The sequence below is a fragment of the Burkholderia sp. IMCC1007 genome, from assembly GCF_027257875.1.
GTDB lineage: Bacteria > Pseudomonadota > Gammaproteobacteria > Burkholderiales > Burkholderiaceae > Burkholderia.
Map to the genome: position 1 here is coordinate 108363 of NZ_JAPVQY010000001.1, position 26311 is coordinate 134673.

Genomic DNA, 26311 nt, shown 5'->3' on the forward strand with positions numbered 1-26311 from the left:
GTCATTCGCTCCAGTAGGACATTTCGCAATCCGCCGCACCTTCCGGGTCGTTCTCGAAACCGAAGTCGGCGATATTTTCGAAGCACGATTCGGCGAACGAATCGGCGATCTGTTGCTCGACGCCGGCGCGTTGGACGAACCGTGCGGCGCATCGCCGAAGCCACTCAGCGTCCGAGATCTTTTCGGCAATAGCCGGACTTCCCAAGATGGCGGCGCGCCAGCGCTGGAGGAAAGAGGGGGTGGTCATGGTGTGGTCCTGAAGTTATCGGGGCATCCACTCCGTGCCGCGCACGATCCGGCCGACCGGCTCGAGCACTAGCACCTCGGATTCCTTTTCGCTGCGCACCAGGGCGCGCCCGCGGCGCTGGGCCTTCTCGAGCGATTCGTGTCGCTGCGGCTTGCTGTTGCGGCCGACGGTCACGAACAGCGGCGCGGGTGCGCCGACCGGGCCGAGCGTCAGCTCGTCGATGCGGGCCTCGAGCGTCGCAGCGTTCGCGCGCCAGGTTTCCGCCTTCAGCTGCGCGGCGTCGCGCTCAGCGGTGAGGCGCTGAATCTCAGCGCGCAGATCGTCGATGAAGCGCGCGGTGTCGTGCGTGTCGATCGGCGGCAGCGCGGCCGGGGTTTCCGCGACCGGTGCCGCGGTCTCGGGCGAGGCCTCGACAACCTGTTGTGCCGGTGCCGCGCTGCGCGAGAGCCAGTACACGTACTCATTGCCGCCGCCCGCGCGCTTCTCGCGCTCGACCTGGCCGGCCGCGTGCATCTTGTTGATCGCCTTCACGACGTCAAAATGCGGCAGGCCAATACGCGTCGCGACCGTCTTGGCTGTCGCCTCGGCCACAGTGCCGAGGAACGTTTCGATGTCTTCCGTCATGCGTGTCCTCACGCGTTCGAGGTATGGCCTCAAGGGTGGGTGCTCGGCTCGCATATGGCAGCCTTAGCACGGGCCAGGTGGCATTACCGAACCACTATGTCGGGAACGATTACCGAAGGTTTGAAGACCACTTTGTAGTGGTAGGTGCTGGCCGGCGCCGCATCGAGTTGCTCGATGAAATAGGTCACGTTGTTCGAAAGACCGAGGAAGTGTTTTTTGTATTCGTTCGGACCGGTCTTGCAGATGATCGCCAGCTTGCCGTCGGTGCTGGAATTGTCCTTCGAGCACATTCCCTCGATCGTCAGCATGTATTCGCCGGTAAAGCCGTTGTAGAACACGATGCGGCGATTAATTTCGAAGTTGTCGGCGGCGGTCGACAGGTTCTTAGATGCGACGTCGGCATCATTACAGCCAGCCAATGCGGAGGCGCAAGCGAGCGCCAGAAGGATCTTTTTCACTCGAATATGTCCAGTTGTTCGAAGGGCATGTCAGGCCAATAGCGATTCGCCTTGACGGCATTGACGCGCCAGTGAGTGACTCTCAGGTTGTGAGGCACGTGGAGTCCGCAGACGATCTCGCCGTCGAGCGGCACGATGTGATCGACGACGTGTAGCTCGCCCGTTTCACGCGTCAGGCGTTTTGCCTCGCGGTAAAAGGGACGGAGATCGGACAGCTTCACCCAGGGCGGCATGGCGCGGCGTTCGCGCATGCGGCGCCGACGGCCGGCGGTTTTTCCTGAGGTGATGAGTGGCGCACGACGTTTCACCGGCACGAACAGCGGGCCGACGTGGAAGCCGCCGACGAGTTCGAGCTCGAGGCATTTCATTTCGAGCCTCTCTAGAACGGCACGTCCGGATCGTCGGATGGCGGCACGAATACCACGCGACCCGGCTTCAGCCTCGGATCGGCGCGCACGCGGATCCGGATCATGTCTTTCCCGGTCATATCGCATACGTCGCGGAGGTCGAGGAAGGCTTTGTATCTGGCTTTGCTGCGCGTACTGGCCGTTACCGTGAACCAAGCATCGCTCTCGGATTCGTCGCGCCATGGCGCGAGGCAGCGCCACTCGCGGAGCGCCGGCGCGTCGACGAGCTCCCCGTATTCGACGTGGTCAGTGGGGTGATAGCGGCGCTCCTCCTCTCTTTTGTCTCCATCGATGACGACGCAGAGATAGTGGCCATCGGCATTCGTGATGACCCCAAGTTCGCCGTAGCATTTCACTTGGCGACCACGCTCGGCCGGCACGCCGTAGTGTTTGCGGATGTATTCGAAGCTCATTGAGCGCTCTCCTCTTCAGGGACCGGCAGCGGCCTTACGTGCCCGGTCTTCAGGTTGACGAACGCGCCGCACCACGTGAGCCGCCCATGGCGGAAGAACTCCCACAGGATGCCGAGCGCCGGCGTGACGATCGCCTGATTGATGAATAGCTCTTGGCGCTCGAGCGCCTCCGCAAGTCCGCAACTCGGCGTGTTGTCCTCGGGGGCCCATTCATCGACCAGCTCGGGCAGCACGTCATAGGGCCAGCGCAGCTGCGCACCGCACCCCTCATGATTTCTGGCGGTCCCGAACACCACCTGGCCGTCACTCGCACGATTGCCGAGGTCCATCACGTATGCCGCCGTGCGGTGCAGGACGGGTGCGAGCTTTGCGCGCGCTTTGGCGCTGTCGACGCACATGATCGCGATCCCGGGCCCGGTGTGGACGAGTTCCTGAGGGCCGGCGGGCACCGGCCGGGCGATCCAGTCGAGCCCGAAGAACGCATTGAGGCGGTGGATGAGAACGACGCTCTTGAACTGGCCGACGTCGGCCGGGCTGAACATCTGCCGGCCGATGTTCGCCTCGCTCACGGTATCTCCGTCGAACGCCGTCACGCGCAGGCCGGGATGACCGAGCGCCGTCAATGCGTGATTGAGTCGCGCAAGGCCGGTGAGCATTTGTGAGCCGTTGCCGCCGCAACCGACCAGCACGACGTCGACACGCCGATCGAGAAAGTGAGCGGGCGTGATGTGCGTCATGCGGGCTCCGGTACCTTGAAGACGGCTTCCGCCGGCACCTTCAGCGGGATCGTGATGCCGAGCACGCAGAGACGGAAGGCGACGCTCGGCGTGTTGCCGTCGCCGAGGCCACCGATCACGCCTGAGATCTTCACCTCGCCTGCGTCGTCTTCGTCGTCGGTGCCGCTGAAGAACGCCGGACCCGTTCCATGGCTATGCAGGTCGATCGCGAGCGACTCGTGGGGCTGCAACTCCGGACGCTCGAAGGCAATTGCGCCGGGCGACGACGTCGTGATGTGCAACGCCTTGTATTCGAGTTTTTTCGCCTCGGCGTCCCATACGATCCACGCCGCGTGTTCGTTCGGCAGCGCTGCGCGCGCTTCCTCGGCGAAGCCCTGAACAAACGGGATCGCGACGCCGAGCCGGCCGAATGCGAGCTCGATCTTCGGCATGATCAGACCATACGGCGGCCGCGGCGAATTATCCGGGAGCTTCGTCAACAGCTGGATCACGTGGAGCCACGGGCGGCGCACTTCGACGAAAATGCCTTCGGCGGTTGCGAGGAATCGGTGGCCGACGTCCTGCAACGGTACGAATTTCGCGTGCTTCGGCACGGCGACGATCGGGGCACTGTCGAACAGCGCGATGTCGAGCGGAAGATTTTCGTCATCCTCGGCCGCGGCGATCGCGCGTGGTTGAGCGCGGCGGATCTCGTCGGCGACTCCGGCCGAGAATCGCTCCAGTGCAGCCGCGATGCCCTGCAGCCCTTCTTTAGTTGCGTCCTGAAATTCAGCGAGCAGCTTTTCCATTTTCAATCCTTGTCGGAAGTAGTGCCGATCGCTTCCGCGAGCGTTTTCTTCGCGTCGATCAGGCGGTCAAGTGGGAATTCGGCACCATCAAGTAAATCGAGCCACAGGCGCTCGGCGCCCCCGCGTCTGTGGATAAGTTGCTTGTTATTCGGGTGGGTGAAGCGACTGCGAAAGAACGCGTCTTCGAACGGCTTGATGCTGTCCATGTCAATTCGCTCGGGAGTCGTCACGTTGCCGACGCAGATGTCACCGTCTTCCCAGACGTTGTAATACGGCGCGGTGTACAGCCGCGTCTCCGCGCTTGGCCGGGTGTTTTCTCGCAGTGCGAATACGGACCAGTCGTTGCGATCGACGATGAACACAAGTGGCGGGTGATTGGCGTCGCCGGCGCGCTCGCCAATCGCGTCCTTTGTCTGAAACCACACCTGACGCTTGCACGCGGGCACCCACCATGCGAGCTTGTTCGGACCGAGGTAAATCACTCGGTCGTGCACGAAGCCTCGGTAACTGGTTTTGCGCGCCGCGATTTCAGCGATGTCGGCCAGCTGCTCGAGCGTGATCGGCGTACCGGCCAGAAGCATCGGCTTTCCGTCGACGACGCGCGCGGGGTGGCGCGTGGCATAGATATGCGAGCTCGTCCGCGACTTGTAGAAGAGAAACCCGGAATCCAGCTCGAGCTGGTCGTCGCCTTCCTGGCTGATCGTGACTGTCTTCATACGCGCACCATGATTCGGGAGAGTTGGCGTTCGCGGGCCTCGAATAGCGTGAGAACCCGCTCGACGGCCTTCGCGAGCAGCGCGGTCGATTCCATCGCCTTCAACCAGTTTGCGAACTCGTCTCCGACAATCTTCAGCGGCGTGACGGATCCTGCGGTGACATAGTCGCCGTCGGCCGCCTGATGTAGGAAATCGTCGACCACGCGCGTTATCTCGTCGTCGTCACTCCACCGAACCAGAAGCGCAAAGTCGATGAGTTCGGCGCCAATGTCCTCGCTGCGGAGGTCGGCAAACGGACCGTAGAAACGAACGATGTTCCAAAGCGAATCCATCGCGTCGACGACCTCTTGCGCATAGTCGTCGCGCTTCGCAGCGAGCTGAACCTGTCGACGTGTCAGCACTCACTTTGGGAGTGCGACCCACTCGGGCATCACGTCGAAGAATTGGGAGCGCGTGAAGACGTCGGTTACCGATTTGAGTTCGTCCACCGACTTGACGTCGTAGCAGGCCATCATTTCGTCGAGTGCCAGCGATTCATCGGCCTCGCCGTACCAATACAACCACTCGGCCATTCCCAGGGCATGGCCCGGCGTGATGGAGGCAGGCAACATGCGAAACGCGTCATAGAGCGCCGCGAGGACGGTTTGGCCAAGGCCGGCGCGGACATTTTCAAGAGCCTGTATTCCGTCGCGAATGTAGACGTGGCGGCACGATACCGGGCCGTCCGTCGTCCGGATCGAGGCCCACAAGCTGTCGGGCGTGTCGGGAGAGTGGTAGAAGGATCCGTCGGGCTTCGGATCGATGTGAAGCTGCCAGTCGAAATACCGCATGCCGTCGGTGATGTGCGTCCACCGGCGAGAAAGCGCGCGGGAGGCGATCTCCAGTTCGCTCTTCGGCCGCTTTTCGAGATCCGCCTCGGTGATGACGTGCGTATCGAGCAGCGAGAGCGTCAGTTCGCGTGCGAAGGTCCGCCCGATGCCGATCGTGTAGCTGGCCGGCACGTCGTCGAGCGCGGGAATGGCAAGCGGCGCGAAGCTCACGGCAATACCGGCATATGGGTGAGCGGCGGCGTCAAGCGGGTGCCGTTGGCCGTCGACGTCGCGGCGAGCATGAAGCGCCGCATCGGATCGACTGACGCTTCGGCCGGCGAGAGCAGGTGCTCGGCGCCCTTGCGTAGCGTGCCGCCGACCAGCTCGACGCGCAGCTGTTCGAGCGTCATGGCCACGCCCTTCGTGCCGACGGCGCGGCGGAACGTATATACGTTGCGATTTCCGATGACTTCCGGACCCTCGATTTCGGCGTTCACTATCTCGGGATAGGTGTTGCCGTAGAAGTCGCGTACTTGATGGAGGCTAAAGGCCGGCGAAGGATCGGTGAGGCGCGCGCCGTTGTAGCGGAATTCGCGGATGAGAGTTTCGGTTTGCATGTCGTTTCCTCAGAGCAGATCGAGGCCTTCGTCATCGGCCGCGGCAGGCGCGGCGTCGGTCGGCGCGGCCGGAGCCGTGTCGCCGCCGCCCGTCTGGGCCGCTTCGCCGTCGCCGGTTTCCAACAGTGACGTTTGGCGGGGATCGACTTCCGTCGCGCCGTCGTCGGGTGCGCCCGCGTTCGCCGCCTGGCTGTCGCTACTGCTCGGCGCTGCGGCCGTCTGCGCCTTCGGTTTTCGGCCAGGCTTTCCTTTGGCGGGAGCCGGGAGGGCCCGCGGCGCGTCAGTATCGGCATTCGCCGCGCTCGCGGCGCGCGCCTGCTCGAGCACCGATTGCGAGCCGGGCGCGTAGATTTGCACTGCCTCGGCAAAGTCGCGATCGAGTTCTTCGGGGGACGCCAGGAGCGACAGCGGGTAGAGCGTCTGTTCGGCCTTTTCGTCTTTCGACTTCGGCATGACATTGACGCGCAGCTGGTCACCCTCGGCAACGACCAGGATCGTCAGCGAGGCGTTTTGCGCGAGCGGATAAAGCGACGTGAAAAGTGACATGGTGTCCTCTGTGTAGGAGGTTGAGATCAGGCGGCAACAGGGTCGTAATTGCGGTCGGCGAAATCCGGATCGCCCGGATAGCGCTCCGATCCGTCGGTACGCAACCAGCAAAAGAGGGAGCCGCGGCGGTGGGGAAACCAGTAGCCGGAGCAGTCGCAGCGCGTCTTTCGGGTGTCTCGCCGATTCATCCAGCGATCGACCCTGTAGAGCCGCTTCCCGCAGAGTCGACATCGGGGTGGCCGGACGTATTGGGAAAGCAGGCGAGGGAGGCAGCGACGAGCTTGGCAGTGGAGGCAACGAACGTGGCATCGGGGCATCTTTCTCCGCCCTTGGTCTAGTCGATGTCGTTGGCGGCGCGAGACTTCGCGTCGCGATACATGGAAGACTCGACCGAAGCTTCGCGGGCGGCGCGTGCTTCGGCGCCGAGCGCGAGGCAGCGGCGGACGAGCGGGTTCGTGATCGCGTCGACGGCCGATCCGCGGCAGCGCTGCAGGCGGAACTCGCGCGCGATCATGGCGTCGGTGACGGGAAGCGGGCCGGCCATGGTCAATGCACCTCGCCCGAGCGGACGAAATCCATTGCAGCTAGCATCGGCTCCGCGTTCCAAAGCCAGAACACCGGGTCGGGCGGGCCGAGATCCCACAGATTCCCGAAGTCGTCCACGACCTCAGAGGCCACCGCGAGCGCAGGAACTCCGTAGTTGTAGTGGTACGTCACCATGTCAGGCACCTCGCTGAGTGCTGACAGCGGCCGGCTGCGCGTCGTCATCGAGAAGCGCGAGCACGGCGGCGTACAGGCTGACGGCGGCGGCGAGCGCGACGAACGCGCGGGCCCAGAGGATCAGCAGGTCTTTCATGACCAGATCCCCATCAGTCGCTCGATCGGCTGCGCGATCGCGCCCGCGAGCAGATAGAACACCGCCAGCGCCACGAAAGGCGTCCAATGGCGTCTTTTGCTGAATACAGGCGATTGTCTGTATTTCCGAAATACAAGCTGGGGACTGTTATCAGTGTGCATCACAGATTCTCCCCGCAGATTCGGATGTGAGTCGGTGGATCGCGCGGGCGCTCGACGGTCAGATAGCCAGCTTTCACGAGTGCGGCTTCGGCCACGAACCGGATGCTGGATTTCAGTGACTCGGACGGAATCTCCTGCAGGACCAATTGCAGCGCTTCGGCAGTGTCGATGCCGGCGCTTGCCAGCCGGCAATCATGCGGGCTGATGAAGCGGGCGGCGCCAGCGGAATCCACCGTGAGCAGGGAAAGCGTCGGCGCATGCGATGAAACGAGGATTTCCGGGTAGAGCGCATGCCGCATCCACGGCCCGGGCGTGTGCTTGATTGAGTTCATGATCGGCTCACATGCAGCGCGAGACTGCACACTGGACTTCGTATTGCGCCGCCTGGTCCTGATACTGGAAGTAGCCGAGAACGAGGAGGTAGACGAAGCACACGCCGAGGACCGCGAGCACGTTGCGGGTGATCCGGAATGCCTTTCGTGCGAGGCGATGGGCGCGCGAGTCAGGCTTCGTGCGTTTCCAGGTGATCAGGGATTCAGCCGTCGGTTGGTCCGTCGTGTTCATGGTCGGTCCTCGATGTGGTTGTGGTCAGATGCCGCCGAGCTGGCTCGCGACGCCAGGTGCGATGAGATTCAGTGCCAGGCGTCGAAGCTCAGATGAGTCCGGTGCGTCACGGCGCAGCTCGATAAGGTCGCGTGCGATTTGGCTCACGATTTCCCCGGTGTGGTGTGATTGCCCGCCGTAGCGGAATTGGTTGTTCCGATTAGGAATGCGAAGCTGAGACAGCGCTCAACGAGGGGCACTGGCAGTCAATGTCGCCCGATCAGCGCTTTCTAGATCGCGGGGGGTACGTTTGCTGGCGGCAGTCGCCGAGTTTGCTATGCTAGGCGCGCTGGGACTGCGAATCCCGGTTGCGGCCCCGCAAGCCGCTAAAGGTGTTTGGAGAAGTCCGATGACAAATCGGCGCCGCCGGCCGTAACGGGCGAGACGTCGTCGTGCCAATCCGAATGCCGAACGTTGTCACCGGAATGAGGCGATGCCTTATCCACCTTCGATGACGTTGCGAGGAGCGATCCTAGGAAGTGACTCGCACGCGCCAGCCAGGGCGCGCTACAAGTACACACAGGTCAAACGCCTGTACCGGTACGGGCATTTCTTGGGTAACACCATGAAAAGCTCAAACGTAGAAGAGGTGGGGAAGTGGTTGGACTTGGCGACTAGAGTTGCAAAGCTCGCAATCGCGTTGGTCCAGTTGTTCCATAAACTCACCTAGGATGCGCGGCCCGACGGAACATCGTCGGGCCGCAATTCCTGAATGCTCATTAGGTCAAATCCTTGCTTCCGCGCTCTTGAGAGAGCAGCTTTCATGGCATGGGCCGCTGCTGCGATTTCCGGCTTCGCTTTCCCCTCCGGTCCGTACTCCAGCTATCTCGCGAACCGCCACGTGCGTCGCGACCGACTCTGGCGTCCTCTGGCTCCCTCGCCGCGGCCAGACCACGTCCGCCACAACAGGGCCCATCTCATGAAAGTTGCTAGGTGTCGGGCGCTACCCCGTTTCTCGGCCACACCGTGGAGCCGTCCGGTTGCTCCCTAGAGGGTCCCGGATCAAAAACGTCGATTGTCTTCACGATGCCGGCGCAACATCTCCGGGCCGTCTAAGGAGCGATCCGCCTGGGCGGTGGCGCAGCGATTCGGGCTGCGTTGGATTGAATAATAGCTACGCTATTCGACTAATGCAATAGCTACGCTAGTTGGGCTGAGAGGAAATTTGTAACAGCATCAGCCGCCGCTGCAGTCCCTTTGAGGAGCCTTAACGCCACCTCGGTGTAAGATCGGACAAAACACGGGGGATCGCATATGTGGAGCTTTGTGTGGCTGGCCGTCGCCGTGGTCATCGGCATCCTTGTCTTCCTGGCGCTCAGAGAGGGGATACTCTGGTACTGGAAGATCGATGAGGCGGTTCAGCTGCTGCGCGAGATTCGTGATGAGCTGAAGGCCCGCAGGATGGTTTCAATAAGTGACGACCCGGCGCAGTTACTTCGATTCCGCTCGGATATGGGCGATAAAGTCGAGCCGAGCTAGCTGCGCCGAAGTGCGACGAACACCGTAAAGGATTCCACCATGACCCCTTCCGACGTGATCACAATTTTCGAACGTTTGAACATCGAGGGCAGGGCGACGGTTGATCTTGGCCATACGTGCGCGGGCTTCGCCGGATGGCTGGCCGGCGCGTGGAATCGGTTGAGCGATGACGAGATCGCGCTACTAACGTCTGTGGGTGCAACGCTCTGGAGGGAGGGATTCGAGCGTCGGCAGAAATGAAAAGCCCCGCTCAGGGCGGGGCTGGGGAATTTTCGCTCTAACGAGGACTATGCCGAATTAGGCCGCACTGCGCGAAAGATGGCAATGGGGGTAACGCCATATGCAACAGCCGGACGGCCCATCATTTCTCGAAGGCCCTCCAACATCTGTGACATCGCGGAATCAAGTCCGGAAGAACTTGGGTTATCCGTGGCCCGAGCGACGCCGGGTTGAGCATCGATGATGCCCAAAACAAACCATTGGCCCGGCACTTGGGAGCCGTGCTTCAGCGCGAGGTCGTCCGGGTTGATCAGCATGCTTTCCGCCCGCAATGTCGACCATAGGGTATCTTCACCGATTTTGAATGATGCTTGGATCGCGTGCGGCAACTTCTGAAGAATTTTTGCAAGCCGATCGTAGGTTTTCTTCCCGTCTGCCATAAATTTCTGCTTTTGTTTTGGGGGAAGAGCGAGGCCGTCAAGCTCGTTATGCAGGAATGCATCGGCGAAGTCCGACCACATCTCCTTCAGCATTCGAATATCGATCACGCTCAGCATGCCGCTCGCAAGGAACAAGCCGCCGATGGGCGTTTTCGTGAAATCACGGTGCACAAACTTGAGTTCATCTAGGCGATTGAGCACCTCGATAGGGGCGAGCCAACTGGGATCAAAAAGCCGTTCAAGCCCACGTTCCACCACCTCGGTGCTACCCGTTTCGCCGGAGACAACCTTGATCGACCCGCCCAGTTTGGCTGTATCAGAGGTCGAATCTTTCGCAATTCGCTTCGTCTGTGTCAGGACCCCGTCTTCGAATAATTGTGCGAAGTAAAAATCGATGCGTCCTCTATCGAGGTATGCGAAGTCATAAAGATATTCGATGCTTTGTGAGCCTTGATCCACGGTCGATTTCCTCTTGGATTGAATTCTTCTTTTTCTCGAACGTGCGTTGCCGCTCACGAAGGGAGTCGAATGCCATATGGATGCCTTCAGCAACGCTCTTGCTGAAGCGCTTATCAGCTTCCAAAACCTTCTGAACGCTTGAGATAAAGTCTTGATCCATATGAAGATCCTCCTTCGAAGCCCTCATTGGAGCTGGCTAATGGCGTCCGCGACGCCCTCCAGTTGGTCGACAAGCCCTCCACACGGATGCAACGCCACCTCGAAGAAGAGCTTGGCGAGGGCAGGAGGGAACGGCGTCGAGTGGATTGTGTAACACAACACATTCCAACCTCATTGGGAAGCATTGTACATGGGAAATTTCAGCGATGTTGTTGACATCGTGACGCACCAAGCGCAGTAAGGCTCGCAGGCCCAAGAGAGCACTTTTTCGAGGCGATTTTAGGAAATTTTCTGCAATGCGTCTGCTGCGCGCTGAAGGCATTGGCGGCATGCCGACCCAGTTGAAAGCTCCCCATTTTCTTGGCAAACTACTGTACATTCATACAGTGATTTGGTGCTGGCGAAGACGAGGGCGGCGAATGAAACAAGAAGCGATGAAGCGCCTGCGCTGCAGGCCCGGGGACTTAGCGATTGTGACGAGCTGTCGCGTGTCGGAGAGGCTGGGGTTGCTGGTGCGCGTAATAGAGCCAAGCGCCGATGCCGCATATGACTGGCTCGTCGAGCTTTCAGGGCGCGGGATTGTTGCTCCCGGTGTGACTACGGGTATCGTAATGAATAGAACGCGTGCAGTGCTTCGGGACTGCAGCCTTACCCCGATCAGCGCGGATCCTCGTCCATATCGAACGGCTCGTCCGGAGCCGGCAGCATGCGAAGTATCAACTTGAACGTCGTATCGGGTTCGCCGGCTTCGTCGGCGCGCCGAACGGCTTCGATAACCTGGGCCGCCGCATCGCTGAGTTGGTGGCGCCCATCGTTCGCAACTTGCGAATAGGCGCGCTCAATTTCTTGGGCGAGTCTCGGGCTGAATGAAGGAATCTTGACGCCGAGGCCGATGGCAAATGCTGTGGCCGCGGCGATATTCAATGGCCGCCGCCCGTTCAGGTATTGCCAGACCATCCCTTGGGTGCCGATGCCATAGCGAGCCCCAAATTCCCCTTGCGATAGTTCGCTGTTCTCTTCGAATAGCTTGGCCAGCGCCTCTGCCTCCCCGGCTTGCCAGGGAGGAGTCTCTTTGTCTTCGGTTTTGCGCTTTTCTGACATGGCTGAAGTGTAGCAATGCTATTACCCGCCTCAACTAGCCTTGCTATTGACACGACGTAATAGCGTAGCTAGTATCGGTCCATGGATCTCTCAACTTATCTCTCGTCGCGAAAGGTCACTCAGGCCTCGTTCGCCCAGCAACTGGGCGTTAGCCAAGGGTTGATCTATCAGTGGCTCACCGGCCGGAGGCCGGTCGCCATCGATAAGTGCGTTGCTATTGAACGCATCACGGCAGGAGAAGTGAGTCGCCGAGATCTCCGTCCGAGCGACTGGCAGTTGATCTGGCCGGAGTTGGCCGATTTGTCTGGGCGCGCCGACGCATCTGACGATGTCCAGCCACCGGCCGGCGTGCCGGATCGAAAGGAGGGCGAGTAAATGTCCGATGGCGTTACCGACGTGTACTGCGGCGACGACTACCCGCGCGAAGGCTGTTCGATCACCGTGAAGATCGGTTCGAGCTTCGTCATCGAGATGCGGGCGCCAGGCCGCGAATTTCCGATCGAGGTCTACGGCTGCCGCGACCCGAAAGCCATGCTGCTCGTTGTCGAGTGCTTGGCGACCGGGCGCGTCGTGCCAAAAGGCTACAACTGCGGTGATCAGCGAAAAGGCGGTTGATATGAGCGCATCGCCCGAAGTCGTCGGTTTTTGTGGGTCGTACGCGAGAGCGTCTGAGCTTTCGACGCTCTCCGTTCTCACGATGCTTGGCCAGGATCTGACGAAAACGCAGCAGGTGCGACTTCGGCGGCTACGCCGTGTTGCAGCGCGACGGCTAGAAGTCGTTCGAGATGCGGATGCCCGTGCGCTTGTTCCGGAACAGTCACTTTGCAGATGAGAACCTCGAGCACGTCCCAGTGATATTCGCGGAGATGTCGAACGAAAGACGCTACTGCGCGTGATGGAGTCGACGAGAACGTAAGTCCGTGTGCGACCGCTGCCTCTAGCAGGCGTGCCTGCGGATTGGTCGGAAGCGGTTTGATTCTGACCTGAAGCGCGAACAGGGGTGATTTCGTTAATTGCTGTTGTGTGGCGACGGTCATGCGAACCCCGTTGTGTGGTGGTTGAAGAGGTCAGAGGCTTCGATTCTCGCATGGCGGTGGTTCGCATCCAGGTTGGCGGTTGATGCAAAAAATTTTGCGCCTCGGCCGAGTCGTAATTCCAGTGGTAATCCGGTTGTTTCTTTCTATGGAGCTTTGATGCTTTTACAGCCTCACCACCAGCCTGCAAGCGGCGCCCGTGCGGAGCAGGCTGAGTTTGTGCCGCAGGAATCGATCGCGGAATGCCGTTCCTTCCGTGATGCCGTGTGTCTCGCATGGGAAAAGCGAGTCGAACGCGGCATGACGCAAAGAACGCTGGCCGAGCGCCTCGAGGTCCCGGCGTCGCACCTTTCCAACATGCTCAATCGGAATTCGGTTGATCGTCATGGGAAGGCGCGCCAGGACTTGCCGGCTCGATTGATCGCGGGCTTTGAAGGGGTCGTCGGCAATCGAGCCATATCGCAATATCTGGCGCGCATGGCGATGCTGACGTTGATGGAGGAGGTGATTCAGCAGAGGGCCAATATGAAATGACCGAGGAACAGGCGCTTCGGATAGGCCGTAAGGCCGTAGAGGACGCCCGGCGACGGGTGGGGAATGACCGAAACGCACTGCTACAGGAGTTGGAGAAAGGCACACAGAAAAGCACGGAGAAGATGCAGGCGTTCGTGACAGCCGGGTGTCTGTTTCTTCAGGCAAACAAGGCAACAAAGCAGTAAGGCACGCCGGCTCCGGCCGGCGTACTGAATCCGATCACAAGCGTTCTCGCTCGAGCTCTTGTGATCCGATTTAGTAGTCCTGAGCGGCTACGGCCGCAGGAGAGCCGCATGGATGACTTTTTCAGCGCCCGAACCGGGCACCGCGTCTCCGAGACGCAACAAGACAGCTTCCACTCCATTTCGGTCGCCAAGCTTTCGGCTACGCAGCAGATGGTGATGGACTGCTTCGATTCGCCCGAGACATTGCTCACCCGCGAGGACGTCTCGGCGCGCACGAATCTCAAACTGTCCAGCGTGTGCGGTCGCGCACGCGAACTGCTCGATGCCGGCCGCTTGGTGAAGCGCGGCCTGCGCAAGTGCATGGCAACGGGCAAGTCGCAAGAGCTACTCGGCCTTCCGGTGGCGTGATATGGCGCTGGCGGAAGTAATCCAGCTATCCGAACGCCCACGGTCCTCTCAATCGGAAGAAAGGTACACCCGCGTGTCTCACGGCATCCTCGAAGCGCTTGCGCTGGCCGATCTCGGCAAGCGGCACTACAAGGTGCTTCTGGTGCTGATGCGTCAAACGTATGGCTATGACAAGGCCAGTGACGAGATCAGCCTGACGCAGTTTCACACCAAGACCGGGGTGCTCCCTCCGAACGTATCCGGTGCGATCGATGAGCTGGTCGACATGCGCGTCGTCCTGAAGATGGCCGGGAGATATGCGGCGAGCCTGGCAATCAACAAGGATGTGTCGCAGTGGTTGGGCAAGGCGAAGGTCGATCTGGCGAAGCTGGGGGGTTATCAAAACGATAACAGTGGGGTTATCGAAACGAACACGGGGGGTTATCAAAACGATAAGGAAGGGGTTATCGATTCAATAACCACAAGAGACAACTCCAAGAGAAAAGACCAAGAGACAACTCCAAGAGAAACCCTTTCGCGCTCGCTGCGCGAACGCTTCGATATTTTTTGGGCGGCCTACCCGAAGAAGCGATCGAAGGACAAGGCGGAAAAGGCGTTTGCCAAGCGCAACCCGGACGAGCAGCTCTTCAACGACCTGATGGCAGGTCTGGGGCGGGCCAAGACTTCGGAGCAGTGGCAAAACCCGCAATTCATCCCGCATGCGGCCACCTGGCTGAACGCGGGCGGTTGGATGGACGAATTCCAGACCGCGTACAGCGATGTCGAACTTGCCGTGATCCGCGCGTTCAACGAGGCGCTCGGGGAGCGAGTCGGCACGGTGGACGCCGCGGTGTTCGTCGAGGCCAGGGCGGGCGCCATCCGCGCATTCCTGACGCACCTGAAAGGCGACTTGGAGGCGGCGGCGCGCTACTTCCCGGCTGTTCGGGACAAGGTCGATCTTCCGCCGCATGCGGGATTCGACTACCTGGTCAGCCCCAAGGGGTTCGGTGACACGACGGGTCGCATGCGGATCGCCAAGGCGGCGAGCACTGCGCCCGGCGCCCGCGGTGCGTGGCATGAAACGCCGCAGGGCATCGAGGCGCGCGGGGCGGAGCTCGGCATCGTCCGCGGCAACGAGGAAAACGCGGTTTCGTATCGCCGTCGCGTTTTCAAGGCGGCAGGGCCCGGCGTGTGGCGCGATCAGGATCTTGCTGCCGAATCGAAGTACGGGGGCGAGGTGTACGAGCGCCTCTGGCGTTTCTACAACGACGAGCCGAGCCAGAGATGACGCCGAAGGAATGTCTCGATCGGTTCATGGCTGCAGTGCGCGATGCGCGCGTGGGCCGAAACGGTAAGGCGCGTGCGCTGATCGGGTCGGTGCGCGAGCGTCACGGGGACGCGGCGGCGGAGATTGCGCGCCGTGAGCTGCGGAAATACGTCGACAGCGAGAAGAAGGCATGACGAAGCGAACAACTTGGCCAATGCGGATCGACGCTGATGTGCAAACGGTAGGGACGGCACGGGTGCGGGATAGCTGGGCCGTAGGCCGCAGCTCAGCGGCGCGGCAGCTGATGCAGCAGACCGGCGTTCAGCCGCCGTCCGAATTCGACGACATCGCGGACGGCGTCGGCGCCCCCGCGATCGCCTCGAGCATCGCTCGCTCAGCGGGCGCGGCGGCGCAGATCGGTGCCCCGGTGCCCCTGTCGAAGGCCATCGCGGGTCTGACGAGGCCGGCCACGGCTGCGAAGTACCACAACAGGAAGTGCGAGCACGACGGCATTCGCTTCGATAGCGAGAAAGAGCGTTCGCGCTATTTCGAGCTCGTTCAAATGCAGGCGGCTGGGCTGATCCGGGATCTGCGGCTCCAGGTGCCGTTCGTTCTGACCGCGCGAATGCAGCGAGACAACGGGACGTGGGAACGCGCCTCGAAATACGTGGCGGATTTCGTCTACGTCGACGGTGCCACGGGAAAGCAGGTGATCGAGGACGTGAAGTCGCCGATCACCCGAAAGAACGCAACGTACATCCAAAAGCGGAAAACCATGCTGGCGACGCATGGGATCACGATCAAGGAGGTTTGATGGAAGGCAAGCGCCCGTGGCGGAAATGGAGCGAGCAGGAAGAGGCGGATCTGCGTCGCGTATGGGTTGCAGACGGCCCGATGAAGCAATACCTGGATCTCTTCAACGGCCGGCGCGTCGAGGCCGTCTTGACGCATGGTTTGCAAATCGGCTTGGGCGTTCGGCCGAACAGGAATGCTCGGGTCCGTGATCCGAACGCGTCGGCAATCCTGCGTGTATTGGCACAAGGCCCCATGGAATCGCTTGAACTGTCGGCGAAAACGGGCATCTCCCGACGCACTGTCATGAAGCACCTGAAGGCATTGCATGCGTCCGGGAAGGTCCATATCGCGCGGTGGGAGCGATTCTGCCCAAGCGGATACCCGGCGCGTGTCTATGCCGTCGGCAAGCGGAAGGATGCGCCCCGGCCGGTGCCACGCACGCCTGGTCAGAAATTCCGCGATCGCATGACGGATCTGCGGAATAACCGTCCAGACGAATACATGCGAGTGATGGCGCGGCGACGCGCGAATGCCTCGAAGCGCGCCGGCGCGGCGCAACGGGACATCGCGGCCAGCGCGCTCTTTGGGATAGCGACTGCATGAAGCGCTCAGGTTTCGGGCCGCGCAAGACTCCGATGGCGCGTGGTTCGTGGTCCCGGAAAAGCTCACCTCTGCCAGAACAGGCCCCGCGAAAGACCGCGATGAAGCATCGAGCGAAGCGGCCGACAGTTGCCGAAGGCTCGAAGTATCTGGCGGCCTGCCGCGGCGAGCCGTGTTACCTGCGCGTGCCGGGCCTTTGTCGGCGGAACCCGATCGACGAAACCGTGGTGCCGTGTCACTCGAACCAATCGCGCCACGGGAAAGCTGGCTGGCTGAAGGCAAAGAACGAGTTCACGGTTCCCGGCTGCGGCGCATGCCACGCCTGGATCGACCAGAACCACGTCGGCACGCCGAGACAGGTCAAGTTCGATGTGTGGGACCGGGCATACGAGGAATGGGCGCCAGTGCGCGCCCGAAAGATGGGAATCGTGGAGGACGCGTGCGACTTGTCGTGAAGATGTCTCTGCCGGCCGTACGGCACTGGCGCTACTGCCGTGCGAACTGGGTGACGTTCGAATGTCGCGCGGTTCGCCTCCGCGGTCCGGTTCGCCAAGGAACACCGGCGAAACCAGCGCCCGCGTGGATTTATGCCGACGTGATCGTGCCGGAGCAATACCGAAATCAGGCAGCGCCGCACGCGTGGAATCCGGACGGCACGTATCCGGTCGAGGTGCCGGTGAATTGGAACGCGAAGACGCTGGCTCCGTTTCTGGCGAGCGGCGATCTCGAATGGAACGTCGGAGGTGGCAATTGAGCGAAATCACATGCATCGAACTGTCGTCGATTCCGGCCCCGCTGGCAGACAGTGCAACGCGTCGGGCTGACGACGTATCGGGGGACCGACTGGTCGCGTTTAGCGGTTGCCCTGTGGTCGGGCGCGAGGTTGATAACGGGGAAATCGAATTTCCGTTCCCGCGCGGCGTCGAGCTGCGCGAGTCGCTCATCGACTGGATGCTGTACTGGGGCATTCCTTTTCGAGTGATGCCGTGATGAGCACGGCACAACATCCAAAGGGCGGCCCGCTGGCGCGGCTCGCGGGCCTCTGGGCGAACGAGCCTGCATTCCTTGAGTGGATGCGATCGATCGGCCAGCCAGCGAACACGCCGGCCGACGCCGCCGAGTTCGTCCGAGCCCGCTGCTGCATTGAAAGCCGCGCCGAGCTCGACCACGACGCCCGCGCAAAAGCCCGGTTCGATCAGTACATCCGTGGCCCGTATTCCAAGCACCGCGCCGCAGCCGGATTGCGATAAATCCAAATTCGACACCAGGACGAACATGACGCCCGATCAGAGCCAACAAATCGAAGAACTCTTGCTGACCTGGTACCGCTGGCAAATCCGCCAGTCACATGCCGAGACGCTGTCGCACTTTTACCGTCCGGAGGACCGGACCTGCCGCGGCTACGTGACGCCGACGACGGACGAGGAGGATGACGAGGATGCATATCAGTGGGCTGACGATCGACAGTCTGAGCAGGTGCAGCTGTGCGTCGACATGCTGGCTGCTGAGCAGCGCGCGGCGATCTCCGTGAGCATGCGCAACAAGGAATGCGGCGCGAACGTCTGGAGCAATGGCCGCGCCGGCGCGCAGCATGCGACATATCAGGGAGCCAAGGATGCGCTATTGCCCCTGCTGCTGGCAAAGCATCTGGTCAAGGTGGGAGAGACGGCGTGAAAATCTACATCGCTGGCCCAATGACCGGCCATCCTCATTTCAATTTTCCAACGTTCCATGCCTAGGCCGCGCGCCTCCGTGCGCTCGGCTATGAGGTCATCAATCCAGCCGAGCTGAACGCCGACCCATCGGCTGGGTGGCTAGAGTGCATGCGGACGGACATCAAGCATCTTGTCGATTGCGATGCGATCGCCATGCTCGAAGGGTGGCAGACATCGCGCGGAGCGTCGCTCGAATACACGATTGCGCTGACGCTGGGGCACGCTGTCTTTCGTGCTGTCGAAATCATAGAGGGAGTGACCGCATGAAGCTCTGTGTCAACTGGCAATACTATGATCGGAACGCGCGCCCGCCGGCTCCGAAGGACGGACGTGTGCCGATCGCCGTCCCGCCGCCGGGCATGGCGCTTTGCCTCCATCCGAGCACGATGGATCGAACGAGCCTCATCACGGGCCGGCCTGTCCGATACACTGACCGCGCGGGCGTCGGTCATGAGCGCTATATCCCGCACTTACGCCGTCATTTTGTTGAATTGCAGCCGCCCAAATAGGAGGACGCGCGAAAATGACAGTCTAGGAACTGATAGTGCTGCGTGACATTGCTGTGTCAATGTTCCAATCGTTACGGGGATGAAAGAATGCGAGTGAAGGACGCGAACAAAGAATTGGCCGCAAAGATGTTTTACAACCAATTGCCGGAGGAGGTGCGCACCCTCCTAGGCGCGCGAATCGAATCAGCGAACGATGCCTTGACGCAGGGAGTCATTGACTGGGGCTTCGAGGTGATGAAACACCTCGCGATTTTCAACGGCGCCGGCCTCGCTGGTGCTTCTGCAATTGCGCAAGCATATAGTAATGATCCGACTGTCCATACAGTCGCGCTCCAGGCAGTTCACCTGTTTGTCGCCGGCTTGATGGTCGCGCTTGTAACGATGGTCGCTTCCTACCTGATTGCATTCCTTTGCTTGTTCAAATTGCCTCTCCGATGGGCTGAAGTGTTGCTGAACCGGAAGCCGCTGGGGCATTTGCGAGTGCCGACGCGCTATTTGATAGGCTCCGGGATTGTATGGATACTCTCAGCCACCTCGATCGTACTGTTCTTCTTGGGCGCGCTGAAGGTCGTCAAGATTGCCTAGCCCCGAAGGACACGAGAATGAAGTGCTTGCAGTCTCAATTTTTCTAGCGTACATTTTGTCCCGGGAAGATGCGTCTTTCAAAAGCCCGCAAGCCGAAAGGTTCGCGGGCTTTTTGCTTTTGCGTTTCGGCCTCGTTGGGTCTCCTCGTGTCGAGTGATCGACTTCCGCCCGGTTCGCCGGGCATTTTTATTTTTGGTGCTGAAATGGCGCGTTCTCCGAAGAAGGCAGAGGCGAGCGCCCCGCGAGTCAGTGCTGATGAGTTGTTGGCCGAGATTGCGTTCGTGCGCTCGTCGATCTGGCAAAACGGCACGCGGAAAGTCGCCGCGATCATCGCGGATGCGACCACCGACGCGGCATTGTTTCCCGAAGGATCGATCGCACTCGTGACAGTGACGGCGTTCCCGCCGGGCTCTCCCTCGAGGATGATGCTTGATGTCCCACTGTACGCCGCCGATCCCGGTGCTGATGTGCTGCCGTCTGCATGGCTGAAATGAGGCGCGCGCCATGTTCGACATCATCGTCGATGACGACATCGCGAGATTGAGGAAGTCGCTGACCGCGCTTGAGAGGGACCAGCTTCCGTTTGCCACTGCCATGGCATTGACCGCGGTGGCGAAGAGGGCACAGGCGGCCGAGAAATATGCAATGCCGGAGGTCTTCGATCGGCCGACGCCTTTCACCGTCAATTCGGTTGCAGTGAAGGGGGCGCGCAAAAGCGACCTCGAAGCGCGCGTGTTTGTGAAGGACATCGCGGCTGCTTACCTGGCACCGTATGAATTCGGTGGCGATCACAAGCTGCTTGGATCGGGGAAGACATGGCTCAACCCGAAGGACAAGTCGCTCCTCAACCAATACGGCAACTTCAGCAAGACTGCGTTGAAGCGATTGCAGGCCCGGCCCGATGTCTTCATCGGGAGCATCAAGACGTCATCAGGCGAAACGATTGGCGGTGTTTGGCAGAGACCGCCAGCGGTGCGGGTCACGAAGGTTCGAGGGAAGCGAGGATCAGTCGTGCGCACGGCTGATCCTCGCGGGCACCTCAAGCTCCTAATTCGATTCGGCGATGCCCGTCCGGTGCATCAGCACCTCGAGTTTGGCGAGCGGGCGTTCGAGATCGTCGATGAAACGTTCGAAAGCGAGTTCGACTTGGCCATGCGCCAGGCCATCGCGACCGCGAAACTCTGAAATGTTGCGAAAATGACACGTTTCGGCATCAATTGTTGCGCTCGCGCAACGGAGACAGGGCGCTCTGCCGACCGGCGGGTCCTTCCGGCGCCCTTCTGACGCCGCGGGCACTGCGCACCGCGAATTTTCCCCAGCTATGAAGTTCGAAAGGGGTTCGCACCCATGCCCCAGGGCATTTCAATTCGCGAGTTCGCGCGTCGCGAAGGCGTGTCAGACACGCTGGTCCGGAAAGCGCTGAAACTCAATAGGCTCAAGGCCTTCGACGATAAATCGCTCGATGCGGCGCTCGTCGGAACAGCGTGGCGCGAAGGCAATGTCGCAGGTGCGAACAGTGCGAACCAAAGTGCGAACCCTGGTTCGCAGGCTTCGCAGTCGGTTCGCGGTTCGCGGCCGGCGCGAACCGGCGAGCGTTTCGAGGTCCGCGACGGTGAGACTGCGGCCGATGCCGCGCGTCGACACGTCGACTCCGGCGACGAGATGCTGGATTACGCGGACGCGCTCGCGAAGAAGGAAAACTACCTCGCGCTGCTGCGGCAGCTCGAGTTCGAACAGAAGTCCGGGTCACTCGTTGATCTGGAGACCGCAACTGCAATCCTCTTCGAGGAGTTCCGGGCGCAGCGCGATGCGTGGCTTAACTGGCCGACCAGAGTAGGACCGCTGTTGGCAGCCGATCTGGGCGTCGAGGCCGACCGAGTTGTCGAGGCTCTAACCGCGCATGTCCATAAGCAAATCGCCCAGCTCGGCGAGCCCGAAGCCAATTTCTCCGAGCGAGAAGGGTAACCGGCTTCGCGCGGCTGTCCGCCGCGCGTGGACGCCGCCGCCACGGATAAGCGTACCGGAGTGGGCGGATCGGTACCGGAAGCTCGCGAAAGAGGCGGGCAGCACTTCGGGCAACTGGGAGACGTCGACCGTCGAGGTCGCGCGCGGCCCGATGCTCGCGGTCACTGAGCCAGGCGTGCACGTCATTACGACGATGGTCAGCACGCAGCTGCTAAAGACTGCATTGCTCGAGAACGTGTTCGGCTACTTCGCGCATCTGGATCCGTGTCCGATCCTGCTGCTGCAACCGAAAGAGGCCGCAGCCGAGCAGTTCAGCAAGGAGCGTATCAGCCCGATGATTCGGGTGACGCCGGTGCTGCGCGAGCTCGTCGGAACGAGCAAGACTCGCAATGCCGACGAAACGCTGCTCTTCAAGGCGTTTCCCGGTGGCTTTCTGGCACTCGCGGGCGCCGGCAGTCCTGACAACCTCGCGCGCCGGCCGGTGCGAGTCATCCTCGCCGACGAGGTCGACAAATATCCGGTGACGCGCGAAGGCGAGCCGATCGCGCTCGCGGAAGAGCGGACAGCGACGTTCGGCGTGAATTGGCTTTCGGTGCGCGCATGCTCACCGACGGTCGAAGACGAAAGTCGGATCGAGGCCAGCTACAAGGAATCAGATCAACGGCGCGCGTCGCTCGCGTGTCCGCACTGCGGACATCGTCAGTTCCCGGACTTCTTCAAGCATGTCGAGTGGGACAAGACGAAGGACGACAAGGGAACGGTGCTCCAGCACCATCCCAAGACAGCGCGCGTCTATTGTGAAAGCTGCGGTGTCGGCTGGTCGGAAGGTGATCGTCTCCGGGCGCTGCAGTCGGCGCGCTGGCATCAGACGAAGCCATTCGACTGCTGCGGCAGCCGGCACGTACCACTCGACGACTACGATCGTGCCTGGCGCGATGGCGACGATGCAGCAGCTGTCGACGCGATATGGGACTGGTGGGCGGACGATCGTTACGCCGTCTATCGAGCGAAATGCCCCGACTGCGGCTCGTGGCCCGTCAGTAACGAGCATGCCGGCTTTCAGGCCAGCAAGTTGTTTAGCCCATGGCAGAAGGACAAACCGTCCGACATCGCGGACAAATGGCTGAAGGCACAGGGCGACGAAGACAAGAAGCAGACCTGGTGGAACACACAGGCCGGCCTGCCGTATCGCCCGAACTCTGGTAAGGCCCTCCGCCTCGAGGCGCTCGTCTCGCGCTGCGAGCGATGGGGCGCGGAAGTGCCGGACGGCGTCGCGGTGGTTACCGTCGGCGTCGACACCCAAGACTATCGCTTCGAAGTCGAGGTCGTCGGTTGGGGGCGCAACGAGGAAAGCTGGTCGATCGCCTACGAGGTGATCGAGGGCGACATGGAAACCCCCGATCCGTGGGAGCGGCTCGATGCGCTGCTGAATCGCATCTGGTATCGCGCGGACGGCCGGCCGTTCGAGGCGATGGCAGTCTGTATCGACTCCGGCGGCCACCACACGCAGAAGGTCTACGACTTCTCGAAGGCGCGGCTTGGCCGGAAGGTCTGGGCGATCAAGGGCGAATCGGCTGTCAGCGGCAAGCGCAATCCAGTCTGGCCAGTGAAGCGGCCGACGCGGAAGACGAAGGCATCGTTCCGGCCGGTGATCATCGGCGTGAATGCGGCAAAGGACACGATTCGGAACCGCCTCCACGTCGAGGAGGCCGGGCCTGGCTACATGCACTTCCCGAACGATCGGGACATTGGCTACTTCGAGCAGCTGACGTCGGAGCGGTCCGTTGTGAAAGTCACGAACGGGCAGAAGTACCGGATCTGGGAGCTGCCGTCCGGGCGCGCAAACGAGGCATTGGACTGCCGCGTGTACGCGTATGCCGCGCTGTGCGGGCTGACTCACCTCGGTCTGAAGCTGAACCGGCGCGCTGACCTCGTTGCGATGCCGCTCGATTACGACGCTTCACAAAAGGCTTGGGTGCCGCAACCGGCATCTGACCAACCGGCCGCGCCGACTGCAGCACCGGCCGACGTCAAGCCGCCCAGGAAGAAACTGACGAATCGTCTCGCATAGGAAAGCAATGGCAATCACGGACGGAATGAGCACTGCGGATATGCAGTCGAGATTGGCCGCACTTCAGGCGGCCTATTTCGACCTTTCCTCGGGCACGAAGATCGTGACGGCCACGTATAACCAGGGGGACGGGACGAAGTCGGTCACATATCAGCAAAGCGATCTCGCACAGATCAGAAAAGCGATCGAGATGCTGCAAATGGCTCTCGGTCTCATTCCTCGCTACCACCGAGCACGTAGGGTGCTGTTTTAATGCCATCTCTCATCGTCGACAGTTCGGGCCAGCCTTTCGGGGATGCGCCGGCCGGCGATCGTGCGCGCGCGGATTCTGTCGGATGGGGGGGGCCTGGCATCACGCAACCGCCGTATTCGAGCCTCTTTCCGTACGAGGCATCGAATATCCAGACGGCCGAGATGGGCCAGTGGTTTCCGTACATCCGATCGCCGGATTCGGAAATCAACCAGTTTCGGGATCGCATAGTCGCGCGTCAGCGCGATCTTGTGCGGAACGATGGCTGGGCGAGTGGCGGCATCACGCGGATCCTTGACAACACAGTTGGGGCGCACCTTCGATTGTCGGCAAACCCAGACTGGCGCGCGCTTTCGCGATTCAGCAAGAAGTTCGATGCATTGTGGGCGGACGAGATTCGGCAGGCTATCGAATCGCTCTGGCGCGGATTCTCTGAAGACATCGGGCGCTACAACGACGTCTCGCGACAGCTGACGGTCTCGCAACAGATGCGCCTGTCGCTGCGACACAAGCTCATCGATGGCGAGTCGCTGTTCGTCAACTACTGGAAGCCCGATCGCGTCGGCCGCGGCGCGGCTCAATATGCGACAGCGTTCATGGTCGTCGATCCGGACCGGTTGTCGAATCCGTATCAGATGGTCGACCAGAAGTATTTGCGCGGAGGCGTCGAAATCGACGATGACGGCGTGCCATTGGCGTATCACATTCGAAAGGCGCACCAGAACGACTGGTACAACGCCGTCGAATCGATGGAATGGGAACGCGTTGAGCGCGAGGACGATGACGGCTGGCGTCGCGTTATTCACGACTTCGAGCGTGACCGTGCTGGCCAGAACAGAGGTATCGGCGTATTCACGCCGGTACTTGCGCACGCGAAAATGCTGGCGCGCTATTACGGTGTCGAACTCCAAGCTGCTACGGTGGCAACGATCTTCGGCACGTATGTCACAAGCCCATACGATCCGGCGATGATCGAGGCTGCGATGGATAGCGACGGCGGGGATCTGGGCTTCTACCAGGATCTCCGGGCCGATTGGTCGAAAGAGCGTCCCGCAATGCTCAACAACGTCCGCGTCCCGACGCTGGCGCCGGGCGAAGAAATCAAGCAGGTTGCTGCTGCGCACCCGCACAGCGGATTCGAAGATTTTGCGCACGAGATGCTGCGCTCAATCGCCGCTGCGCTTGGCGTATCAGCAGAGCAGATTACGCAGGACTGGAGCAAGACCAATTATTCGAGTGCGCGGGCCGCACTTCTCGAAAGTTGGAAGACGCTGAGTCGTCGCAATGCCGAGTACAAGATCGGTACCGCGACGCCGCTGTATGCGACATGGCTACAGGAAGTCATCGAGCGCGGCGACCTTGACGACGTGCTCCCGAGCGATGCACCGGAATTCGTCGAGGCGGCGACTGCGTACTCACGATGCGATTGGCTCGGCGTGGCGCGCGGCTGGGTAGATCCGGTGAAGGAGAAACAGGGCGCAGTGCTCGGCATGGATGCTGGGCTTTCCACGCTCAAGCGCGAATGTGCCGAGCAGGGCCTCGACTGGGAAGAAGTGTTGGCGCAGCGCGCGATCGAGCTCGCAGCGTTCCGGCGCCTTGGCATGGAACCGCCGAGCTGGGCTGGAATGCAAACAGCTAAAGAAGCGTCCTCCCCTGAAGAAGAACCGCAACCGCAATGAAAAATTACCCGTTCTCAGCAGCGCGTGTCTTCGACGTGCCATTGGCGATTCATCCCAGCAAAGGGCAAGTGATCGCCAGGGTGCTGGCCAGCCGGTTCGGTATCTCTGACATCGAATTTGCAGGCGGCGCACCGCTCGTGGTTAAGCCGATGGCTTATGACGAGTGGGACGACGGCCCGAGTCAGCAGGTGGCGGAAACTCCATATGATTTGGAACAGGGAATTGCCGTAATAGACGTGTCCGGCACGCTGGTCCAGAAAAGCAGCAATCTGCGCCCATATTCTGGGATGCTCGGGTACAACGCAATCCGGCACAACTTCCTCGCGGCGCTGGACGATGAAGACGTCGAGGCGATCGTGCTGTCGATCGATTCGCCTGGCGGGGAGGTGGCCGGATGCTTCGACCTGGCCGACCTGATCTACGACTCGCGAAGTATCAAACCGACGCTCGCGATCCTGAATGAATGCGCGTACAGCGCGGCATATGCGCTTGCGAGTGCATGCGAGCAGATCACAGTGCCGCGCACTGGTGGCACCGGTAGCGTCGGCGTCATCTGCATGCATCTCGATCAGAGTAAGGCGATCGACAAGGCGGGTCTCACGGTCACGATCATCAAATATGGTGACCGGAAGGCAGATGGGAATCAGTTCAGCCCGCTGACGAAAGAGGCATTGGAGCGTTTCCAGGCCGACGTCAATGAAATGGGCGAGTTGTTCGTCACCACGGTCGCACGAAATCGCAATCTCTCTGCTGACGTCGTTCGAAAGACGCAGGCAACAACGTTTCTCGGTGCCGCTGGCGTCGAGATCGGCTTTGCCGACGCCGTGATGGCGCCGGACGAAGCGTTTCGATCCCTGCTCGCCGAGCTGGGCTGACATCTCCCAAACCCCAAGAGG

44 protein-coding genes and 1 pseudogene are annotated in these 26311 nt (G+C 61.1%); 24 read left to right on the plus strand and 21 right to left on the minus strand.

What is annotated here, in order from left to right:
• Window position 1 precedes the first annotated feature (1 nt).
• From O1Q03_RS00505 to O1Q03_RS00585, 18 genes are all read right to left on the minus strand, one after another.
• Window positions 2-247 (minus strand): hypothetical protein, encoded by a 246-nt coding sequence (locus O1Q03_RS00505; protein WP_269501051.1) that lies wholly within the window; start codon window positions 245-247, stop codon window positions 2-4.
• Between the two features lie 15 nt (window positions 248-262).
• Window positions 263-871 (minus strand): 1-pyrroline-5-carboxylate dehydrogenase, encoded by a 609-nt coding sequence (locus O1Q03_RS00510; protein ID WP_269501052.1) that lies wholly within the window; start codon window positions 869-871, stop codon window positions 263-265.
• A gap of 83 nt (window positions 872-954) precedes the next feature.
• Window positions 955-1329: a beta-sandwich lipoprotein gene (locus O1Q03_RS00515; protein WP_269501053.1), complete on the minus strand. Its 375-nt coding sequence runs from the start codon at window positions 1327-1329 to the stop codon at window positions 955-957.
• Window positions 1326-1697: a hypothetical protein gene (locus O1Q03_RS00520; protein ID WP_269501055.1), complete on the minus strand. Its 372-nt coding sequence runs from the start codon at window positions 1695-1697 to the stop codon at window positions 1326-1328. Before O1Q03_RS00520 ends, O1Q03_RS00515 begins: the two co-directional genes overlap by 4 nt.
• Before the next feature lie 11 nt (window positions 1698-1708).
• Entirely contained in the window at window positions 1709-2149 is a 441-nt protein-coding gene (locus O1Q03_RS00525; protein WP_269501056.1) for a hypothetical protein, read from the minus strand.
• Entirely contained in the window at window positions 2146-2886 is a 741-nt protein-coding gene (locus O1Q03_RS00530; RefSeq protein ID WP_269501057.1) for a PRTRC system ThiF family protein, read from the minus strand. Before O1Q03_RS00530 ends, O1Q03_RS00525 begins: the two co-directional genes overlap by 4 nt.
• The gene (locus tag O1Q03_RS00535; protein ID WP_269501058.1) at window positions 2883-3674 is read right to left on the minus strand and encodes a PRTRC system protein A; all 792 of its coding nucleotides are present in this window, start codon (window positions 3672-3674) and stop codon (window positions 2883-2885) included. Before O1Q03_RS00535 ends, O1Q03_RS00530 begins: the two co-directional genes overlap by 4 nt.
• A 2-nt stretch (window positions 3675-3676) precedes the next feature.
• The gene (locus tag O1Q03_RS00540; RefSeq protein ID WP_269501059.1) at window positions 3677-4390 is read right to left on the minus strand and encodes a PRTRC system protein B; all 714 of its coding nucleotides are present in this window, start codon (window positions 4388-4390) and stop codon (window positions 3677-3679) included.
• Complete coding sequence (locus O1Q03_RS40065; RefSeq protein ID WP_442865723.1) at window positions 4387-4791, minus strand: hypothetical protein; 405 nt, start codon at window positions 4789-4791, stop codon at window positions 4387-4389. The genes O1Q03_RS00540 and O1Q03_RS40065 overlap by 4 nt, the downstream gene beginning before the upstream one ends.
• A complete protein-coding gene (locus O1Q03_RS40070; protein WP_442865724.1) occupies window positions 4792-5430 on the minus strand; it encodes a PRTRC system protein F in 639 nt (212 codons plus the stop codon).
• Window positions 5427-5816 (minus strand): PRTRC system protein C, encoded by a 390-nt coding sequence (locus O1Q03_RS00550; protein WP_269501060.1) that lies wholly within the window; start codon window positions 5814-5816, stop codon window positions 5427-5429. The genes O1Q03_RS40070 and O1Q03_RS00550 overlap by 4 nt, the downstream gene beginning before the upstream one ends.
• A gap of 9 nt (window positions 5817-5825) precedes the next feature.
• A complete protein-coding gene (locus O1Q03_RS00555) occupies window positions 5826-6362 on the minus strand; it encodes a PRTRC system protein E (RefSeq protein WP_269501061.1) in 537 nt (178 codons plus the stop codon).
• 334 nt (window positions 6363-6696) lie between these two features.
• Window positions 6697-6906 (minus strand): hypothetical protein, encoded by a 210-nt coding sequence (locus O1Q03_RS00560; protein WP_269501062.1) that lies wholly within the window; start codon window positions 6904-6906, stop codon window positions 6697-6699.
• 2 nt (window positions 6907-6908) lie between these two features.
• The gene (locus O1Q03_RS00565; protein WP_269501063.1) at window positions 6909-7082 is read right to left on the minus strand and encodes a hypothetical protein; all 174 of its coding nucleotides are present in this window, start codon (window positions 7080-7082) and stop codon (window positions 6909-6911) included.
• A gap of 1 nt (window position 7083) precedes the next feature.
• Complete coding sequence (locus O1Q03_RS00570; protein ID WP_269501064.1) at window positions 7084-7218, minus strand: hypothetical protein; 135 nt, start codon at window positions 7216-7218, stop codon at window positions 7084-7086.
• The gene (locus O1Q03_RS00575) at window positions 7215-7379 is read right to left on the minus strand and encodes a hypothetical protein (protein WP_269501066.1); all 165 of its coding nucleotides are present in this window, start codon (window positions 7377-7379) and stop codon (window positions 7215-7217) included. Before O1Q03_RS00575 ends, O1Q03_RS00570 begins: the two co-directional genes overlap by 4 nt.
• A complete protein-coding gene (locus O1Q03_RS00580; RefSeq protein WP_269501068.1) occupies window positions 7379-7711 on the minus strand; it encodes an acetyl-CoA carboxylase in 333 nt (110 codons plus the stop codon). Before O1Q03_RS00580 ends, O1Q03_RS00575 begins: the two co-directional genes overlap by 1 nt.
• Window positions 7712-7718: 7 nt before the next feature.
• Window positions 7719-7943, minus strand: a complete 225-nt coding sequence (locus O1Q03_RS00585) for a hypothetical protein (protein WP_269501070.1) — start codon at window positions 7941-7943, stop codon at window positions 7719-7721.
• 1293 nt (window positions 7944-9236) lie between these two features.
• Between O1Q03_RS00585 and O1Q03_RS00590 the strand changes: the two genes are divergently transcribed.
• Together O1Q03_RS00590 and O1Q03_RS00595 are read left to right on the plus strand one after the other, a co-directional pair.
• Window positions 9237-9461: a hypothetical protein gene (locus O1Q03_RS00590; protein ID WP_269501071.1), complete on the plus strand. Its 225-nt coding sequence runs from the start codon at window positions 9237-9239 to the stop codon at window positions 9459-9461.
• Window positions 9462-9500: 39 nt separating this feature from the next.
• On the plus strand, window positions 9501-9701 hold the full coding sequence (locus tag O1Q03_RS00595; protein WP_269501072.1) for a hypothetical protein: 201 nt from the start codon (window positions 9501-9503) through the stop codon (window positions 9699-9701).
• Between the two features lie 47 nt (window positions 9702-9748).
• On the opposite strand, the gene O1Q03_RS00600 is transcribed toward O1Q03_RS00595, so the two are convergent.
• The 3 genes from O1Q03_RS00600 to O1Q03_RS00610 all read right to left on the minus strand — a co-directional run bounded on the left by O1Q03_RS00600 (window position 9749) and on the right by O1Q03_RS00610 (window position 11839).
• Entirely contained in the window at window positions 9749-10579 is an 831-nt protein-coding gene (locus O1Q03_RS00600; protein WP_269501073.1) for a hypothetical protein, read from the minus strand.
• Complete coding sequence (locus tag O1Q03_RS00605; protein ID WP_269501074.1) at window positions 10542-10739, minus strand: hypothetical protein; 198 nt, start codon at window positions 10737-10739, stop codon at window positions 10542-10544. The genes O1Q03_RS00600 and O1Q03_RS00605 overlap by 38 nt, the downstream gene beginning before the upstream one ends.
• A gap of 656 nt (window positions 10740-11395) precedes the next feature.
• On the minus strand, window positions 11396-11839 hold the full coding sequence (locus tag O1Q03_RS00610) for a helix-turn-helix domain-containing protein (RefSeq protein WP_269501075.1): 444 nt from the start codon (window positions 11837-11839) through the stop codon (window positions 11396-11398).
• Between the two features lie 81 nt (window positions 11840-11920).
• Between O1Q03_RS00610 and O1Q03_RS00615 the strand changes: the two genes are divergently transcribed.
• The 22 genes and pseudogenes from O1Q03_RS00615 (at window position 11921) to O1Q03_RS00720 (ending at window position 26290) form a co-directional block, all read left to right on the plus strand.
• A complete protein-coding gene (locus O1Q03_RS00615) occupies window positions 11921-12214 on the plus strand; it encodes a transcriptional regulator (RefSeq protein WP_269501076.1) in 294 nt (97 codons plus the stop codon).
• Window positions 12215-12454 (plus strand): hypothetical protein, encoded by a 240-nt coding sequence (locus O1Q03_RS00620; protein ID WP_269501077.1) that lies wholly within the window; start codon window positions 12215-12217, stop codon window positions 12452-12454.
• A 578-nt stretch (window positions 12455-13032) separates the two neighbouring features.
• Entirely contained in the window at window positions 13033-13407 is a 375-nt protein-coding gene (locus tag O1Q03_RS00625; protein WP_269501078.1) for a helix-turn-helix domain-containing protein, read from the plus strand.
• Between the two features lie 293 nt (window positions 13408-13700).
• Window positions 13701-14000: a hypothetical protein gene (locus O1Q03_RS00630; protein ID WP_269501079.1), complete on the plus strand. Its 300-nt coding sequence runs from the start codon at window positions 13701-13703 to the stop codon at window positions 13998-14000.
• 1 nt (window position 14001) lies between these two features.
• Window positions 14002-15267 (plus strand): replication protein, encoded by a 1266-nt coding sequence (locus tag O1Q03_RS00635; RefSeq protein WP_269501080.1) that lies wholly within the window; start codon window positions 14002-14004, stop codon window positions 15265-15267.
• A complete protein-coding gene (locus O1Q03_RS00640) occupies window positions 15264-15440 on the plus strand; it encodes a hypothetical protein (protein ID WP_269501081.1) in 177 nt (58 codons plus the stop codon). Before O1Q03_RS00635 ends, O1Q03_RS00640 begins: the two co-directional genes overlap by 4 nt.
• Window positions 15437-16060 (plus strand): DUF1064 domain-containing protein, encoded by a 624-nt coding sequence (locus tag O1Q03_RS00645; RefSeq protein WP_269501082.1) that lies wholly within the window; start codon window positions 15437-15439, stop codon window positions 16058-16060. Before O1Q03_RS00640 ends, O1Q03_RS00645 begins: the two co-directional genes overlap by 4 nt.
• A complete protein-coding gene (locus tag O1Q03_RS00650) occupies window positions 16060-16644 on the plus strand; it encodes an ArsR family transcriptional regulator (RefSeq protein ID WP_269501083.1) in 585 nt (194 codons plus the stop codon). The genes O1Q03_RS00645 and O1Q03_RS00650 overlap by 1 nt, the downstream gene beginning before the upstream one ends.
• A complete protein-coding gene (locus O1Q03_RS00655) occupies window positions 16641-17096 on the plus strand; it encodes a nuclease domain-containing protein (protein ID WP_269501084.1) in 456 nt (151 codons plus the stop codon). Before O1Q03_RS00650 ends, O1Q03_RS00655 begins: the two co-directional genes overlap by 4 nt.
• Before the next feature lie 140 nt (window positions 17097-17236).
• On the plus strand, window positions 17237-17395 hold the full coding sequence (locus O1Q03_RS00660; protein ID WP_269501085.1) for a hypothetical protein: 159 nt from the start codon (window positions 17237-17239) through the stop codon (window positions 17393-17395).
• The gene (locus tag O1Q03_RS00665) at window positions 17392-17631 is read left to right on the plus strand and encodes a hypothetical protein (RefSeq protein ID WP_269501086.1); all 240 of its coding nucleotides are present in this window, start codon (window positions 17392-17394) and stop codon (window positions 17629-17631) included. The genes O1Q03_RS00660 and O1Q03_RS00665 overlap by 4 nt, the downstream gene beginning before the upstream one ends.
• Window positions 17631-17891 (plus strand): hypothetical protein, encoded by a 261-nt coding sequence (locus O1Q03_RS00670; RefSeq protein ID WP_269501087.1) that lies wholly within the window; start codon window positions 17631-17633, stop codon window positions 17889-17891. The genes O1Q03_RS00665 and O1Q03_RS00670 overlap by 1 nt, the downstream gene beginning before the upstream one ends.
• Before the next feature lie 25 nt (window positions 17892-17916).
• On the plus strand, window positions 17917-18315 hold the full coding sequence (locus tag O1Q03_RS00675) for a hypothetical protein (protein ID WP_269501088.1): 399 nt from the start codon (window positions 17917-17919) through the stop codon (window positions 18313-18315).
• A gap of 80 nt (window positions 18316-18395) precedes the next feature.
• Window positions 18396-18623, plus strand: a pseudogene (locus tag O1Q03_RS00680) (DUF4406 domain-containing protein); the annotation flags it as partial.
• 329 nt (window positions 18624-18952) lie between these two features.
• Window positions 18953-19450: a hypothetical protein gene (locus O1Q03_RS00685; protein ID WP_269501089.1), complete on the plus strand. Its 498-nt coding sequence runs from the start codon at window positions 18953-18955 to the stop codon at window positions 19448-19450.
• Between the two features lie 68 nt (window positions 19451-19518).
• On the plus strand, window positions 19519-19944 hold the full coding sequence (locus O1Q03_RS00690; RefSeq protein WP_269501090.1) for a hypothetical protein: 426 nt from the start codon (window positions 19519-19521) through the stop codon (window positions 19942-19944).
• A gap of 10 nt (window positions 19945-19954) precedes the next feature.
• Window positions 19955-20635 carry a hypothetical protein gene (locus O1Q03_RS00695; RefSeq protein ID WP_269501091.1) on the plus strand — a complete coding sequence of 227 codons (681 nt, stop codon included), beginning with the start codon at window positions 19955-19957 and terminating at the stop codon, window positions 20633-20635.
• Between the two features lie 162 nt (window positions 20636-20797).
• The gene (locus O1Q03_RS00700) at window positions 20798-21415 is read left to right on the plus strand and encodes a hypothetical protein (protein WP_269501094.1); all 618 of its coding nucleotides are present in this window, start codon (window positions 20798-20800) and stop codon (window positions 21413-21415) included.
• Window positions 21351-23486, plus strand: coding sequence for a phage terminase large subunit family protein (locus O1Q03_RS00705; RefSeq protein ID WP_269501095.1), 2136 nt, complete (start codon window positions 21351-21353; stop codon window positions 23484-23486). The genes O1Q03_RS00700 and O1Q03_RS00705 overlap by 65 nt, the downstream gene beginning before the upstream one ends.
• 7 nt (window positions 23487-23493) lie before the next feature.
• Window positions 23494-23739 carry a gpW family head-tail joining protein gene (gene gpW, locus O1Q03_RS00710; protein ID WP_269501096.1) on the plus strand — a complete coding sequence of 82 codons (246 nt, stop codon included), beginning with the start codon at window positions 23494-23496 and terminating at the stop codon, window positions 23737-23739.
• Window positions 23739-25415 (plus strand): phage portal protein, encoded by a 1677-nt coding sequence (locus O1Q03_RS00715; protein ID WP_269501097.1) that lies wholly within the window; start codon window positions 23739-23741, stop codon window positions 25413-25415. The genes gpW and O1Q03_RS00715 overlap by 1 nt, the downstream gene beginning before the upstream one ends.
• Complete coding sequence (locus tag O1Q03_RS00720) at window positions 25412-26290, plus strand: S49 family peptidase (protein WP_269501098.1); 879 nt, start codon at window positions 25412-25414, stop codon at window positions 26288-26290. Before O1Q03_RS00715 ends, O1Q03_RS00720 begins: the two co-directional genes overlap by 4 nt.
• Window positions 26291-26311: the final 21 nt, after the last annotated feature.